At 67.9% G+C, this 15115-nt stretch carries 15 protein-coding genes and 1 pseudogene; 8 read left to right on the top strand and 8 right to left on the bottom strand.

The annotated features are described in order from the left end of the window. The first annotated feature begins 201 nt into the window (after window positions 1-201). A complete protein-coding gene (locus tag ACV7NQ_RS31825; protein ID WP_463362956.1) occupies window positions 202-1560 on the top strand; it encodes an RNA polymerase sigma factor in 1359 nt (452 codons plus the stop codon). A gap of 47 nt (window positions 1561-1607) precedes the next feature. On the opposite strand, the pseudogene eutB reads toward ACV7NQ_RS31825, so the two are convergent. After that, window positions 1608-1982: pseudogene (eutB, locus tag ACV7NQ_RS31820) on the bottom strand (ethanolamine ammonia-lyase subunit EutB); the annotation flags it as partial. A 217-nt stretch (window positions 1983-2199) separates the two neighbouring features. On the opposite strand from eutB, the gene ACV7NQ_RS31815 reads away from it, so the two are divergent. Beyond that, a complete protein-coding gene (locus ACV7NQ_RS31815) occupies window positions 2200-2967 on the top strand; it encodes a rhomboid-like protein (protein ID WP_463362955.1) in 768 nt (255 codons plus the stop codon). Here ACV7NQ_RS31815 and ACV7NQ_RS31810 read toward each other — a convergent pair whose 3' ends face one another. From ACV7NQ_RS31810 to ACV7NQ_RS31800, 3 genes are read right to left on the bottom strand one after another with little or no spacing between them, the layout of a single operon-like run. Further along, complete coding sequence (locus ACV7NQ_RS31810) at window positions 2968-4149, bottom strand: cation:proton antiporter (protein ID WP_463362954.1); 1182 nt, start codon at window positions 4147-4149, stop codon at window positions 2968-2970. Window positions 4150-4153: 4 nt separating this feature from the next. Further along, window positions 4154-4636 carry a cation:proton antiporter regulatory subunit gene (locus tag ACV7NQ_RS31805; protein WP_463362953.1) on the bottom strand — a complete coding sequence of 161 codons (483 nt, stop codon included), beginning with the start codon at window positions 4634-4636 and terminating at the stop codon, window positions 4154-4156. 44 nt (window positions 4637-4680) lie between these two features. Next, window positions 4681-5376 (bottom strand): GAP family protein, encoded by a 696-nt coding sequence (locus ACV7NQ_RS31800; RefSeq protein ID WP_463362952.1) that lies wholly within the window; start codon window positions 5374-5376, stop codon window positions 4681-4683. 109 nt (window positions 5377-5485) lie between these two features. On the opposite strand from ACV7NQ_RS31800, the gene ACV7NQ_RS31795 reads away from it, so the two are divergent. Then, window positions 5486-6742: a sensor histidine kinase gene (locus tag ACV7NQ_RS31795; protein ID WP_463362951.1), complete on the top strand. Its 1257-nt coding sequence runs from the start codon at window positions 5486-5488 to the stop codon at window positions 6740-6742. Next, the gene (locus ACV7NQ_RS31790; protein WP_463362950.1) at window positions 6739-7380 is read left to right on the top strand and encodes a response regulator; all 642 of its coding nucleotides are present in this window, start codon (window positions 6739-6741) and stop codon (window positions 7378-7380) included. Before ACV7NQ_RS31795 ends, ACV7NQ_RS31790 begins: the two co-directional genes overlap by 4 nt. A gap of 5 nt (window positions 7381-7385) precedes the next feature. On the opposite strand, the gene ACV7NQ_RS31785 is transcribed toward ACV7NQ_RS31790, so the two are convergent. Then, window positions 7386-7745 (bottom strand): DUF952 domain-containing protein, encoded by a 360-nt coding sequence (locus ACV7NQ_RS31785; RefSeq protein WP_463362949.1) that lies wholly within the window; start codon window positions 7743-7745, stop codon window positions 7386-7388. Window positions 7746-8019: 274 nt separating this feature from the next. Between ACV7NQ_RS31785 and ACV7NQ_RS31780 the strand changes: the two genes are divergently transcribed. Next, entirely contained in the window at window positions 8020-8214 is a 195-nt protein-coding gene (locus tag ACV7NQ_RS31780; RefSeq protein ID WP_463362948.1) for a DUF7455 domain-containing protein, read from the top strand. Between the two features lie 107 nt (window positions 8215-8321). On the opposite strand, the gene ACV7NQ_RS31775 is transcribed toward ACV7NQ_RS31780, so the two are convergent. Beyond that, the gene (locus ACV7NQ_RS31775; RefSeq protein WP_463365892.1) at window positions 8322-9038 is read right to left on the bottom strand and encodes a TetR/AcrR family transcriptional regulator C-terminal domain-containing protein; all 717 of its coding nucleotides are present in this window, start codon (window positions 9036-9038) and stop codon (window positions 8322-8324) included. Between the two features lie 157 nt (window positions 9039-9195). Here ACV7NQ_RS31775 and ACV7NQ_RS31770 point away from each other — a divergent pair, with 157 nt between their 5' ends. Next, window positions 9196-10971, top strand: a complete 1776-nt coding sequence (locus ACV7NQ_RS31770) for a DEAD/DEAH box helicase (RefSeq protein WP_463362947.1) — start codon at window positions 9196-9198, stop codon at window positions 10969-10971. Next, window positions 10971-11534, top strand: coding sequence for an SWIM zinc finger family protein (locus ACV7NQ_RS31765; RefSeq protein ID WP_463362946.1), 564 nt, complete (start codon window positions 10971-10973; stop codon window positions 11532-11534). Before ACV7NQ_RS31770 ends, ACV7NQ_RS31765 begins: the two co-directional genes overlap by 1 nt. A gap of 204 nt (window positions 11535-11738) precedes the next feature. On the opposite strand, the gene ACV7NQ_RS31760 is transcribed toward ACV7NQ_RS31765, so the two are convergent. Continuing rightward, window positions 11739-13397, bottom strand: a complete 1659-nt coding sequence (locus ACV7NQ_RS31760) for a DEAD/DEAH box helicase (RefSeq protein WP_463365891.1) — start codon at window positions 13395-13397, stop codon at window positions 11739-11741. Between the two features lie 303 nt (window positions 13398-13700). Between ACV7NQ_RS31760 and ACV7NQ_RS31755 the strand changes: the two genes are divergently transcribed. After that, window positions 13701-14903, top strand: coding sequence for a YihY/virulence factor BrkB family protein (locus ACV7NQ_RS31755; protein WP_463362945.1), 1203 nt, complete (start codon window positions 13701-13703; stop codon window positions 14901-14903). Here ACV7NQ_RS31755 and ACV7NQ_RS31750 read toward each other — a convergent pair. Then, complete coding sequence (locus ACV7NQ_RS31750) at window positions 14876-15112, bottom strand: DUF3039 domain-containing protein (RefSeq protein ID WP_463362944.1); 237 nt, start codon at window positions 15110-15112, stop codon at window positions 14876-14878. The genes ACV7NQ_RS31755 and ACV7NQ_RS31750 overlap by 28 nt on opposite strands. Window positions 15113-15115: the final 3 nt, after the last annotated feature.

Genomic DNA, 15115 nt, shown 5'->3' with positions numbered 1-15115 from the left:
GGATGCCACGCGGACAGTGAGCGATAAGCCGTTGACGGCATCGTGGGGTGGGTACCCTGGTTCGATCGTTACAATGGAACCTACTCCGGCCGCGAGCCGGAAACCCCCAACCCGGCACTCCGCCGGTGAGACCCGACAGACCGCTCCGCCGGAACACCACTCTGGCGTGACGCCGCACGAGACCGTCACGAAAGGGCGTACGTGGTAGCCACGACCCGTCAGACCGCCGAATCGGCCGAGGCCGACTCCGCAGATGTAACCGAAGCACGGCCGGTCCGCAAGGCTGCCGCGAAGAAGGCTCCGGCGAAGAAGGTCGCCGCCAAGAAGGCTCCGGCGAAGAAGGCCGCCGCCAAGGCGCCTGCGAAGAAGGCTGCCGCCAAGAAGGCCGGACCCGACGGCGAGCCCGTCGAGGAGACCATCGACGACGAGTCGCTGGATCTCGAGGACCTCGCCGACCTCGAGGTCGCCGAGGATGACCTCGCCGACGAGGAAGTCGTCGAAGACCCGCCCGAGGACGTCGCCGACGAAGAGGGCGAGGCCGCCGAGCCGACGGCCGCCGACAAGGCTTCCGGCGACTTCGTCTGGGACGAGGAGGAATCCGAGGCGCTGCGCCAGGCCCGCAAGGATGCCGAGCTCACCGCCTCCGCCGACTCGGTGCGTGCCTACCTCAAGCAGATCGGCAAGGTCGCGCTGCTCAACGCCGAGGAGGAGGTCGAGCTCGCCAAGCGGATCGAGGCCGGCCTCTACGCGGCGGAGAAGGTGCGCGAGTTCGCCGAGCAGGGTGAGAAGCTGCCGGTCGCGATGCGTCGTGATTACACCTGGATCGTCCGTGACGGCAATCGCGCCAAGAATCACCTGCTGGAGGCCAACCTGCGCCTGGTGGTCTCGCTGGCCAAGCGCTACACCGGCCGCGGCATGGCGTTCCTGGACCTGATCCAGGAGGGCAACCTCGGTCTGATCCGCGCGGTGGAGAAATTCGACTACACCAAGGGCTACAAGTTCTCCACGTACGCCACCTGGTGGATCCGGCAGGCCATCACCCGCGCCATGGCCGACCAGGCCCGCACCATCCGCATCCCGGTGCACATGGTCGAGGTCATCAACAAGCTCGGTCGCATCCAGCGCGAGCTGCTCCAGGACCTGGGCCGCGAGCCCACGCCGGAGGAGCTGGCCAAGGAAATGGACATCACGCCCGAAAAGGTGCTGGAAATCCAGCAGTACGCGCGTGAGCCCATCTCGCTGGACCAGACCATCGGCGACGAAGGCGACAGCCAGCTAGGCGATTTCATCGAGGACAGCGAAGCCGTTGTCGCGGTGGACGCGGTGAGCTTCACGCTGCTGCAGGATCAACTGCAGTCGGTGCTGGAGACGCTGTCGGAGCGTGAGGCCGGCGTGGTCCGGCTACGGTTCGGCCTCACCGACGGCCAGCCGCGCACCCTCGACGAGATCGGCCAGGTGTACGGGGTTACCCGTGAGCGCATCCGGCAGATCGAGTCGAAGACCATGAGCAAACTGCGCCACCCCAGCCGCTCCCAAGTGCTACGGGACTACCTCGACTAGCTCGAATCGGTTCCGACAGGCCCGTATCCGCTCGGCGGATGCGGGCCTGTTTCGGCCGCTTCGTCGGTGGCCGCGACCGCAAGCAGCCAGTCCCGCAACTCGCCGACGGTGAGTTGCGAAATCGTTTGGAACGCACCACGATCATGAGTGTCGATGATGAGCCGGGTGGCCTCGTCGGTCCCATACGGCACTACCGGATCGTTCAAGAACTCCGTCAGCGCCACCTCGGCCAGCGCCCACTGCGCGGCCGCGCGCTCGGCGTCGGATCCGGCCGCGCACCCTGCCAATTCGTCACCGCTGCGCAGTGGCGTCGCCTTGGCCAGCAAGTCCACCAGTCCGTCGAAGACGTAGCCGGTCGCGCCGAGTTGCTGCGCGCCATCGGAGTTCTTCTTCCGCGCGGGCCAGCACCCGACTCGCCGAATAGCCAGCGCCGATCCGGTCGGCGAACCTCACCGCATCGATCGTCATCTGTGCGGGGCGCTCCTCGTCTACCAGCCGATTTCGGTAGACCAATACTTCTGAGCGAATGTTGCCCGGATGTGAAACGACGTTACGACTGAACGCCAGGTCAGGTGACCCGGCGCACATCATGGGCGAGTCGGGCGGCACCATGGGCATATGCACGGCACACTGCCTTCTGTGGTTGCTCCCGCTTCGCGCCGACCTCGGCCCCGCTGGACACGGGCCGTCGATCTCGGCCCGGAGGTTCGCGCCGCCAGGGCGTGGTTACGGCGCCCCAATCTGGTGCACAGGATTCTCCCCGCGGTGCGGCACCATCTGGGGGCCGCGCCGGCCAGCACCGCCTATGCCTTCACGTTGTTCGTCACCTGGTGGACCCTGCGCGGGGTCGGTAGCTCGGTCGAGCGCAGGCTGATCTTCTCCGCCTCAACCAACCTCTACAACATGCAGCACAACCCGATCCAGGTGCTGGTCGCCTCCGCGTTCTGGACCGGCGGCACTTTCCCGTGGACGACCATCGCGGAATTTCTCGTGCTCATGGCCGCCGCGGAACGCTGGCTCGGGACCGGGCGCTGGATTCTGCTGTTCGCGACCGGGCATATCGGCGCGACGCTGGTCACCGTCATCGGGATCGGCCGCGCCATCGACCGCGGGATCATCCCGTCCCGGGTGGCGGTGGCCGCCGATGTCGGCACCAGCTACGGCGTTACCGCGGTACTGGCCGCGATGGCGTTCCGATTCACCGGCATCGTCCGAGCGCTCTGGGCCGGTGTCATGGTGGTCACGCTGGTGGCGTCGCTCTGGATCGGCCCGACGTTCACCGATTACGGCCACCTCTGCGCGGCGATCATCGGTTTCCTCGTCGGCGCTATCGCGACGACCTTCTGGCGGCGGGTCGAGCGGAAACGCCAGCGGCGGCCCGAGGAACAGCTCGGTCAGAAGGTGTGATCACGTGCGTGCGGTGCGTGCGGTGCGGCGCTGCACCAAGCCGATGACCGGCTCCACGATGCGGGCCGCGACCGGTCCGAGCACCGCCATCAGCAACACATAGGCCGACGCGAGGGCGGCGAGATCGCCGTGGACCGCGCCCATGCTGACTGCCAATCCCGCGATGACGATCGAAAATTCGCCGCGCGCGACCAGCGCCGCACCCGTCCTGGCGCGACCCATCCTGCGGATGCCCTGCTTGCTGGCCGCCCACCAGCCGGTGCCGATCTTGGTCAGCATCGTGATCACCGCGAGCGCGATCGCCCAGCCAAGCACCGGCGGGATGGCACGCGGGTCGGTGCTGAGCCCGAAGGCCACAAAGAAGATCGCCGCGAACAGATCCCGGATCGGTTCCAGCAGTTTCGCCGCCTCGTGCGCGGTGGAGCCGGAGATCGCGATGCCGAGCAGGAACGCGCCGACCGCCGCGGACACGTTCAACGCCGAGGCCGCGCCCGCCACCAACAGTGCCGCGCCGAGCAGCTTCAGCAGAAACACCTCACGGTCGGCGCTGTCTACGATCGCCGACACATATCGGCCATAGCGCAGCGCGACAACCAACACCACGGTCACCGTCACCAGCGCGACGGCGAGCGCCTGCAATCCGCTGAGGAAGCTCATCCCGGCCAGGATCGTGGTGAGCAACGGCAGATACATCGCCATCGCGAGATCTTCGAACACCAGAATCGACAGGATCACCGGAGTTTCCCGGTTGCCGAGCCGCCCGAGATCGTTGAGCACCTTGGCGACGATCCCCGAGGACGAGATGTAGGTGACCCCGGCCATCGTGATCGCGCCGTTGAGGCCCCAGCCGAGCACCAGCGCCACCACCGCACCGGGTGTCGCGTTCGCGACGATGTCGAGCAGGCCCGCGGCCCAGGAACGCCGCAGCCCGGTCACCAGTTCCGGCGCGGTGTACTCCAGGCCGAGCAGCAGCAACAGCAGCACCACGCCGATTTCGCTTGCGATGTGGCCGAATTCGTTGGCCACGCCGAGTTTGAGCAAACCACCCTGGCCGAATGCCAGGCCACCGAGCAGATAGAGCGGGATCGGTGACATCCCGAAGCGACCTGCCACGCGGCCGAGCATGCCGAGAGCGAAGAGCACTGCTCCGAGCTCGAGCAAAGCGAGCGCGGTTTCGTTCACGGGCTCACCCGTGGGTGAGAATTTTGGCGGCCGCGTCGAGGCCGTCGGGCGTGCCGATGACCACGAGCAGGTCGTCGGCGGCGAAGGTGAAGTCGGGGCCGGGTGAGGGGTGCAGCTGGCCCGCACGCATCACCGCGACGATGGAAGTTTTGGTGCGCGTGCGCATTCCGGTCTCGCCGAGGGTGCGGCCCTCATACGGCGAGTCCGCGCCGATGGGCAGCTGCCTGGTGGTGATCCCCGGCAGGTCCCGGTGATCCTCCCGCAGCGTCGCGACCAGCTGCGGCGCGCCGAGCAGGTTGGCGAGCACGGCGGCCTCGTCGGTGGTCAGCGGGATCTGCGCCGCGCAGGCATCGGGATCATCGAGCTTGGACACGATGAGATCGATGCCGCCGTCGCGGTGGTCAACCACGCCGATTCTGCGGCCCGACCGCGCCGAGAAATCCTTGCGGACCCCGATCCCGGGCAGTGCGGTGACATCGACATTCACACTTTCCACCCTAGCGCTTGGCCGAGACCGCCACCCAGGGGAGGCTAACCAGCGATGAGGCCACCGATCGCGGCGCGAGCGAGCAAGAGTCCGGCGATCGCCAGCGCCCAGCCCGTCGCGCTGTCGGCGTGCCTGGACAGGAACCCGTCGATCCGGACCAGCAGCGGTTCGATCCTGGTGTGCCACAGCGTCCGTGCGGCGATGAGCGCCAGCGCGGGCACCACCATCACCGCGCAGTAGGCCGCCAGCAGGGCCACCGAGGTCGCGGTCGGCAGGTGGCTCGACACCAGCAGGCCGACGGCCGCGAGGTAGGGCACCATCGAGAACACCTCCAGGGTGCCCGCGCTCAGTGCGAGCACGGCCAGCCCGGCGGTGGACGCCTGCGAGTTCAGTGCCCGGGTGCGCCAGGCGACCGCACGGTCCGCTTCGCCGCGCTCCCGGCCCTTCTTGGAGTCGAATCGCCAAGAGACAGCGAACAATGCGAGGCCGAGCGCCAACTGCGGCACCAGCAGCCACGGACTGTGCGCGGCGCCACGGAAGCGCTCGAGACCCGAATCCACGACGAACAGCGCCGCCACCCCGACCAGGAAATAGAACACGGCGATCGCGGCCAGATAGACCAGCATCCGCCGCGCGGGCGGGCGCTGCGGCGCCAGCAGCAACCAGATGGGAACGATCAATGTGCCGATGCTGGTGCTGTCCACCAGCGCCAGTCCGATCAAGGCCGGTATCAATGTCACCGTCCGAGCCTGGCGCGCGCCAGGGTCGGTGGGCGTCGGTCGTCGGATCGACCGCGGCTCATCACTTCGGCGGACCTCCGCACGCGGCGCGATGTGCTGTGATGGGGACGTGAGGAGGCACTGGTCGGCGTTGTCGGCGGCGGCGCAGGACGCGCTGATCGCCCTCTTCGTGTTCGCCTTCGGCGCGGCGCTCTACCTGGCCGGGCTGTACACGATGACCTCGCGCAGCGCGGAGACCTCGCTGACGGTGCGGTTCGCCGTACTGGCCCTGATGTGCGTGGTATCGCTGCTGCGCCGCCGGGTGCCACTCTGGGCCCTGGCCGCCGGGCTCGTGCCGCTCGGCCTCGATCTGTGGCTCGGCGCCACGGTGCCGATCTGGATCATGTATTCGGATCTGATCTACGCCGCCGTCCTCTACGCGCCGCGTGCGCACGCCCGCTTCGTCATCGCGGCGGGCGCGACGCTGTCCACGATGGTGGCGGCGGCCGCGCTGGTGCTGACTGGCGACTGGCGCGTGATGGCGCTGGCGATCACCGCGGCCGTCGCCTTCGTCGGCACCTCGATCTGGTGGGCGTTGTCGGTGCGCACCCACAAGGAGATCGCGGGCGCCGAACGCGCACGCGCGCAAGCGCTTTCCCTGGTCGCCGAGCTGGACCGGCGAGCAGCGATCGCCGACGAACGCAAGACGATGGCGCGCGACCTGCACGACGTGATCGCCGGACATCTCTCGGCAATCGCGATCCAGTCCGAGGCTGCGCTCGGTGTGCTGGCCCGGCAGGAATCGGCCGATCCCGCGGTGACCGGCATCGTCGGGTCGATCCGATCCAACAGCGTCAGCGCGCTGCAGGAGATGCGCACCATGATCGGGTTGCTGCGTCGCGACGACGGCGTGGAGGACGACCCGGCCGCGCCGCGCCGGCTCGCGCAGCTGCCGATTCTGGTCGACGCGGCCCGCGCGGCCGGGATCACGGTGCGGGTGGCCGCCGATCTGGACGGCACCGAGTTGCCGAGTGCGGTCGATCAGGCCGCGTACCGGATCGTCCAGGAAGCACTGACCAACGCGATGAAACATGCGCCAGGACAGGAGGTCGACATCGACGTGTCCGCCGAGACAACGACATTGGCCGTATCGGTCCGCAATCCCGTCGACGGGTTGCTGCGCGCCACCGACTCCATCAACGGTCGGGTCCCGAATTCCGCAGCGGGCGAGGCTGATCCGTCCGCCGATCCGGAGGTCCGGCATCGGGGCCTGGTGAACATGCGTGAGCGTGCCGCGGCGCTGGGCGGAAGTTTCACCGCCGGACCGGCTTCCGGTGGGTGGGAAGTGCTTGCGCGGCTGCCACTGTCGACGTCGGCGGTGTCATGACGATTCGGGTGCTCATCGCCGACGACCACGGCGCGATCCGAGCCGGGTTGCGGATAATCCTCGACTCCGCCGACGGCATCGAGGTGGTCGGCGAGGCCGCCGACGGGGATATCGCTGTGGCACAGGCGAAAGCGCTACGGCCGGACGTGGTGCTGATGGATGTGCGAATGCCCGGCGTCGACGGCATCACCGCCACCGGGCGCATCACCGCCGATGGCCTGGCCCGGGTACTCATCCTCACCACCTTCGATCTGGACGAGTACGTCTTCCGGACGCTACGGGCGGGCGCATCGGGTTTCGTGCTGAAATCCGCGTCGGGACAAGCCCTGGTGGACGCGGTGCGGGCGGTAGCCGCCGGGGACGGAGTGCTGGCGCCGGAGGTGACCGCGGCGGTGATCAACGCGTTCACCTCGACGGCCGTCGAGCCGCACGATCCCGCGCCGGACGGATTCGCCGATCTCACCGAGCGCGAACGCGAGGTGCTCGACTGTCTCGGCGAGGGGTTGTCCAATGCGCAGATCGCCGCGCGGCTGTTCATCGGCGAGACGACCGTGAAGACACACGTCTCGCGGGTGCTCACCAAACTCGGTGTGCGGTCGCGGGTTCAGGCCGCCATCCTGGCGCGCGAGGCCAGGTAGCCGGCTCAGCGATCCAGCGAGGTGAAGGTTCCGTCGGCGCCGGGCTGGTACTCGACGACCGCGGTCACCGCGCCCGCGGGCAGCGGACCGTAGAGATGCGGAAACAGCATGGACTCCGGATCGCTGGGCACGCCCGGCTCCCACTTCACCGGCGCCCCGACCCGCGCCGGGTCGATGCGCAGCAGCACCAGATCGCGGCGTCTGGCGAAGAGGCGATTGGCGGGCAGGTGCGCCTGCTGTGGAGTGGACAGGTGAATGAAGCCGACCTCCGCCAGCGACCGTGGGCGGTGCTCACCGGTTTGCCGTGTGGTCAGCCACTCCGACAGGGTGCAAATGTGAACGAGAGTGTGAGTGTCGTGGATCACGGGTAATCTCCCGGTAGACAACTGGATAGGCCTGTTCGTGATCGTGATCGAGTGGAGTTCGGTACGTGACCAGTGATGTTCGCCAGTAGCGAAATCCCAGGTCGTGTTACACAAAACACACAGGAATCACTTCCGGGAACAAAGCCCCCGTCCCGAACGTCTGACAGAGTAGTCATACCACTACTGGGAAGTAGCGGTCGCGAGCCCGCGGAGTGACCACGGGCCCCACACCAGGTGAACGGACTGTAGTGCCGGGAGCCAGGACGGAGGAGTCATGCCAGGAACCCTGACAAGCACCCCACTGACCGCGGTCGATCGTTGCGACCGCTGCGGGGCGGCTGCGCGAGTGCGTGCCGTACTGCCCGCAAATGGCGAGTTGCTCTTCTGCCAGCACCACGCGAACGAACACATGGATCGACTGCGTGAGCTCGAAGCCGTGATCTCCACGGAATCGGCTCCCGCCCTCTAACCTTCCTCTTCGCGTCCCGACACAACAGCATCGAACAACAGAACATCGCGAATACCAACAGCGGGCGACCGACAAGTCGCCCGCTGTTGACGTTCCCTGGCGCGGCGCTACCCCACGCCGCACTCGGCGAGAATGCCGTCCAGCAGCTTGGCCAGGCCGAACGCAAAGGCGCCATCCGGATCCGCCGGAGCCTGATACTGCTCCCCCGCCGCCGCACCGACTCGCGACGACAACGGGAACTCCGCCACCGGCATCAGCCTCGTCAGCAGCGGGCCGTGCTGCTCCCACCACTGCGCGTCCGACAGTTCGGCGGCGCTGCGGATCGCCGCGATCGCCATCCGGGCATTGCCCGTCGCGAATTCCGACAACACCGCGATCACCCGGTCCATCGCCACATCCGACAGGCCCATCCCGTCTATCGCGGCCAACTGCCGCTCATAGCGGCGCGTCCGGCCCGGGCCCAAGACCAGCCGCCACGGTGGCACCTCGAGCAGCCAGGGGTGGTTGATCAACTCGGTGCGCACCTGTTCGGCGATGGCCGCCATGCGGTTGCGCACAGACAGGTCGGCCGGGATGGGTGCGTCCTCGGCGGCGACCGCGTCGACCATCAGCAGCGCCAGCGCGTCCTTACTCGGGACGTAGGTGTAGAGGCTCATCGGTTTCAGGCCGAGTTCCGCGGCGACGGTTCGGATGGACACCTTCTCGTATCCGTCCCGATCGGCCAGGGCGACGGCGGCGGCGACCACGGCGTCGACATTGACCGTCTGCTTGGGTCCGCGGCCGCCGGGGCGCTGCGGCATGGTGTGCCGCCAGAGCAGGCTCATCAACTGTTTCGCCTGGTCGGGAGCGGTGCCGTCGGTCACGCGCCTCCTCGAAATAAATCCAGTACGCTGTACGTTGTCACAATACTCCGTACACCATACGACGATCTAGGGGCGCGCTCTGCCAAGCACGCAGGCCACGTATCTGCCCGACCGGCACATGTTCGCGCTGTGGACGTGGACCGGGGATGCCACGGGACGCGCACCCGAGGGCGACCACGAAGCGATTCCACTCGCGGTACCGAAGGGCGAGCGCGGTGCCATCGAGGTCGCGGCGGTCGACTGCGCACTGGTCGACCCGGACGATCTCCTAGGACTGGTCATCGACGATGCGGGACCGTCCGTCGACACCTGGCGGGCCGCGCTGCGGGAGGTGAGCGAGCTGCCGGATCCGTCGACGCCCCGTGACGCGCCGAGGCAGTCGAGCGCGCCCCAACTGCCGGTGGCGGCGCATGCCGTACCGGACGCGTCCGGCGCGTCGATCTTCTCCGCCGAGCGCGCGCTGCGGGTGCTGCGCGAAACACGTTCCGTGGCCACGGAATTGCGTGCCACGCTGAAAGCGGATCTGCGGCCTTATCAGGCGCGTGGGGTGGGGTGGCTGCACGAGACCGTCGCCGTGCACGGTGGCGCGGTGCTGGCCGACGAGATGGGGCTCGGTAAGACCGTGCAGACTATCGGCTTTCTACTGGGTCGAGCCGCTGCCGGACCGCAGCTCGTGATCTGCCCGACCTCTCTGGTCGGCAACTGGGCGCACGAGATCACCCGGTTCGCACCGAGCCTGCGGCCGGTGGTGTGGCGTGGCGGCGATCTCGCCGCCGAGGCGGGCGCCGTCGTCATCGCCGGGTATCCGACGCTGCGGCTGCACGGACACGCTTTGTACGACCAGACCTGGGCGACAGCGGTTTTCGACGAGGCGCAGGCGTTGAAGAATCCCCGCACCCAGATCGCCAAGGCCGCTCGCGCGCTCACCGTCGACGCGCGGGTCGCGCTCACCGGCACCCCGGTGGAGAACCATTTGGAGGAGTTGTTCGCGCTGCTGAATCTGGTCGCGCCGCGATTGTTCGGGCACCGCACCCAGTTTCGGCGCCGGTTCGTCCGGCCGATCCACGAGGGTTCGGCCGCCGCCGCGGCCCGGCTGCGCGATGCGATCGAACCGGTGGTGTTGGCGCGCAAGAAGTCTCAGGTCGCCGCGTCGCTGCCCGCCAAGATCCACAGCGATCTGCTGTGTGACCTCACTGCGGAACAGGAAAAGCTCTATGACCAATTGCTCGATCGGGCCATCGACGATGGCTTCGGCCATGGCGCACAACGGCAGAGCCGGGTGCTCGCGGCACTGACCGCGCTCAAGCAGGTTTGCAACCATCCCGGCCTGATCACCGGCGAACTCGACGAGCTGGCGGGCCGCTCCGGCAAGCTCGACCTGTGCACCGATATCGTGGCCAACAACCTCGAAACCGGCAATCCGACACTGATATTCACCCAGTATCGGCAGACCGGTGAGCTACTGGTGCGCCATCTGGCCGAGCAGTTCGGAGTGGCCGCCCCGTTCTTCCACGGCGGGCTGAACCAGTCCGAGCGCGCCGCGATCGTGTCGGGGTTCCAGTCCGACGACGGGCCACCGGTGCTGGTGTTGAGCCTGCGCGCGGCGGGCACCGGCCTCACGCTGACCCGCGCCGCGGACGTTATCCACTTCGACCGCTGGTGGAATCCGGCGGTGGAGGCGCAGGCGTCCGATCGGGTGCACCGGATCGGCCAGACCCGCACCGTCACCATCACCACCCTCACCTCGGGCACCACCGTCGAGGAGCACATCGCCGGCATGCACGACCGCAAGTCCGCGCTGTCGGACCTCGGTGATTCGGCGGGCATCGCCGCACTGGCCAAGCTCGACGACGATCAGCTGATCGAGGTCCTGCGGCGCAAGAGGGAGAACTGATGGCGGACAACGAATTCGGCTACACCGCATGGGGCATGGACTGGGTACGCCTGGCCGAACCGCTGCGCCAGACCCGGCCCGATCCCCTGCTCCCCCGCGCCCGCAGCATCGCCCGCAACCACGGCGTACAGGCCACGATCGAGGGTCTGATCGTCCGCGGCGCCGTCCACCGCGGCGGCCAGGCGTCGGTCACGCACGTGGAGGTGGCGCCGCTGCCGCGCGTGACCATCACCGCGATCGCCGAGACGATCCCCAACCCGACGATTCTCACCGACGAGATGCACCGCGCGCTCGTCACGGCAGGCACCAGCCCCGCACCGGCGCTCGCGAGCACCGACTGCTCGTGCTCGGCCCGCTCGGCGCGCTGCGTACACGTGCTTGCGGTGTTCTACGAGATCGCCCGACGAGTCGACGAGGACCCCCGCATAGCCCTCGAACTGCAAGGCTATTTCCTAGCGGCGCAGGAGGATTCGGCCACACCGGTGGAGTCACCGCGCTGGGTGCTGATCAACACGCTCGACCCGGCGGACTATTTCGGGACTGCCGTCGCCACGCCGGGTTGATCGTGTAGCGCCGAAACCGAGGCCGACGACATCACCGGCGGAGATGTCGTCGTCCTCGGCAATGTCGTAGGCCGACAGGCGCATCGGTTTATCGGGACGATGCCAAGGCATCACTGCATAGGCTGCGTCTGCCACAGCCAGCATCACCCACAGCGAAATGCGACCGTCCGAAAGGGGTCCGTAGTTACGTGGCATCAGACAGTACTATTTCCGGCGCAGCGCGGCGATTCGCTCGACCAGCTGATCTGCCGTCGCCAATGCCGTTGGCGGGCCGCCGCATTCCCGGCGCAGCTCACCGTGGATGACGCCGTGCGGTTTGTTGGTGCGGTGGTGGTGCATGGCGACCAGGCTGTTCAGCTCGCGACGTAGCTCACCGAGACGGTCGGCGGTGGCGACGCGTTCCGCGGCGCTGGCCACCGCGAGCGCGGGCTCCCGGGTCGCGGGCTCGCCACGTTCGGCGATCTGGCGGGACTGACGTTCGCGCAGCAGGGCACGCATCTGGTCGGCGTCGAGCAGGCCGGGGATGCCGAGGTAGTCGGCCTCCTCCGCGCTGCCGGCGATAGTCGCTGTGCCGAAGGAGGATCCGTCATAGATCACCTGGTCCAGTTCGGCGTCGGCGGCCAGCGCGACGAACGGCTTCTCGTCCTCGCCGGGCTCGTCCTTCTGCTTGTTCGCATCGATCAGCAGCTCGTCGTCGAGACTGTCCTTCTCCCGATGCGGCTTGCCGATGACGTGATCGCGCTGTAGTTCCAGCTGAGCGGCAAGATCCAGCAGCACGGGCACCGACGGCAGGAACACGCTCGCCGTCTCACCGGGTCTGCGCGCGCGCACGAAGCGGCCGATGGCCTGCGCGAAGTACAGCGGTGTCGAGGCGCTGGTCGCGTACACGCCGACCGCGAGGCGCGGCACGTCGACGCCCTCGGACACCATGCGCACCGCCACCATCCATGGCTGGGTGTTCCTGCTGAACTCGCCGATCCGCTTGGAGGAATCGGGATCGTCGGACAGCACCACCGCGGGCTTCTCCCCCGAAATATGCTCGAGCAGTTCGGCGTAATCGCGAGCACGCTCCTGATCGGTGGCGATCACCAGCCCGCCGGCGTCGGGCATGCCGGAGGTGCGCAGCTGCCGCAGGCGCATGTCGGCGGCACGCAGCACCGCGGAAATCCAGTCACCCGCCGGGTCCAGCGCGGTGCGCCAGGCGCGGGCGGTGTGCTCGGCGCTCAGCGGCTCGCCGAGCCGGGCGGTGTACTCCTCGCCCGCGCTGTCGCGCCAGTGGGCCTCACCGGAATACGCGAGAAAGACCACCGGCCGGACCACACCGTCGGCGAGAGCTTCCGCGTAGCCGTAGGCGTGATCGGCGCGCGACCGCGGGAAGCCGGACTCGTCGGGTTCGTAGGTGACGAACGGGATCTGGCTGTCGTCGCTGCGGAACGGGGTTCCGGTCAGCGCGAGCCTGCGGGTGGCGTCACCGTAGGCTTCGGCGGCCGCGTCACCCCAGGTCTTCGCGTCGCCCGCGTGGTGGATCTCGTCGAGAACCACCAGCGTCTTACGGTTTTCGGTGCGCACCCGGTGCCGCGACGGATGCGAGGCGACCTGCGCGTAGGTGACGACGACACCGTGATAGTCGCCGGAGGTGCCACCGGTGGCATTGGAAAACCGCGAATCCAGCGCGATGCCGACCCGATTCGCGGCCTGGGCCCACTGATGCTTGAGGTGCTCGGTCGGGGCGACCACGGTGATCTGGTCGATGGTGCGATCGGCCAGCAACTCGGTCGCGACCCGGAGCGCGAAGGTGGTCTTACCCGCACCGGGCGTGGCCACCGCGAGGAAGTCCCTCGGTTTGGTGGCGAGGTATTTCATCAAGGCGCGACGCTGCCAAGCGCGTAGCGACCCACCTGAAACCGCGGCGCTCGATGTTTCCGAATCGCCCGGCGTTTCCGCTTCTCCCGCCACAGCGGCGCCCGACCCAGTCACGCTCAAGACCCTACTGGGCCGCCATGGCGTGTCGCCAAACCGACGCGGTCGGGGCGACGGGCATCACAGTGTGTCGTGGGAGTTCTCGTACGTGAAGACCGCGGTTCCCAAGGGTTCACCCGTTACCCACCGACACGTTGCACCGGCAAACCCGTGCCGATGCGCGTTGTGCGCGATGCTGTAGTGACGATGACCGACGACAGCGCCCCGCCGAGCGATACCTCCGAGCCGAACCACAGCGGTGGTGGCGCCGCACGGTCGCGGGCACACAATGCCCGACAGACCGGCGCCTGGCTGGCCCGCGCGGGTCGCCAAACCGGCAGGCTCGTGACGCGCGTGGCGGTGAAGGCCTGGAACGACTCGATTTTCACGAAGTCCGCGGCCGCGGCGTTCTGGCAGACCATGTCGCTGGCGCCGCTGCTGCTCGGCGTGCTCGGCAGCCTCGGCTATGTCGGCGAGTGGTTCGGGCCCGACACCGTCGAAATCGTCGAGCAGAAGATCATCGCCTTCAGCCGCGATCTGTTCAGCCCGACGGTCGTCACGGATCTGATAGAGCCCACGGTCACCGATGTGCTCGGGCACGGGCGCGCCGCGTTCGTGTCGGTGGGTTTCGTGCTGTCGCTGTGGGCCGGTTCCTCGGCCATGGCCACATTCGTCGACTCCATCGTCGAGGCGCACGGACAGCAGGATGCGCGGCATCCGGTATGGCAGCGCATCTTCGCGCTACTGCTGTATGTGCTGTTCCTGATCGCGTCGGTGTTCATCCTGCCGTTGATCGCGCTCGGCCCCACCCTGATCGGGCGGGCGCTGCCGGACGCGTGGCGCGAACCGGGGCTGCGATTGATCGACTCGTTCTACTACCCGAGCGTCGGATTACTGCTCATCATCGGGCTCACCACGCTCTACAAGCTGGCGCTGCATCGATCGTTGCCGTGGCACCGGTTGTTCGGCGGGGCATTGGTCGCGGGTGTGTTCTTCATCACGGCCAGCGAGTTGCTGCGCCGCTATCTGGCGTGGGTGACCAAGACCGGCGTCAGCTACGGCGCGCTGGCCACCCCGATCGCGTTCCTGCTCTTCACGTACTTCCTTGGGTTCGCAGTGATCCTCGGCGCTGAGTTCAACGCGACCGTCCAAGAGTTCTGGCCCGCCCGCAGCACCCGCATCGATCAGGTGAAGGAGTGGTTGACGAACCAGGTGCTCGGCGATTCGTCCGACGACGAGGAAGCGGACGCGGCCGCCGCTACCTCGGAATCCGAGGGCGCACCCAAGACAGCGACCGACCCCGAGCCGGGCTCGAGACCGGTCGCGGACGACGACGCACCGGCGGCATCGATCGCGGATCGATCACCGTCGGCGCAGTCGGCTCAGTCGCCCTTGCGCAGCCCGTCGTAGACCTTCTTGCATTCCGGGCACACCGGCGAACCGGGCTTCGCGGAGCGGGTCACCGGGAACACCTCGCCACATAGTGCGACCACGTGGGTGCCCATGACGGCGCTCTCGGCGATCTTGTTCTTCTTCACATAGTGGAAGAACTTCGGGGTGTCGTCGCCCGTCGTCTCGTCGGTAGTCGTATCCGGGCTGACCAGAGTGTCGGTACTCACGCA

The organism is Nocardia sp. Tas62D01, assembly GCF_055232035.1.
Note: the sequence above shows the minus strand (reverse complement) of the source record. Positions and strands in the feature narration are given on the sequence as shown.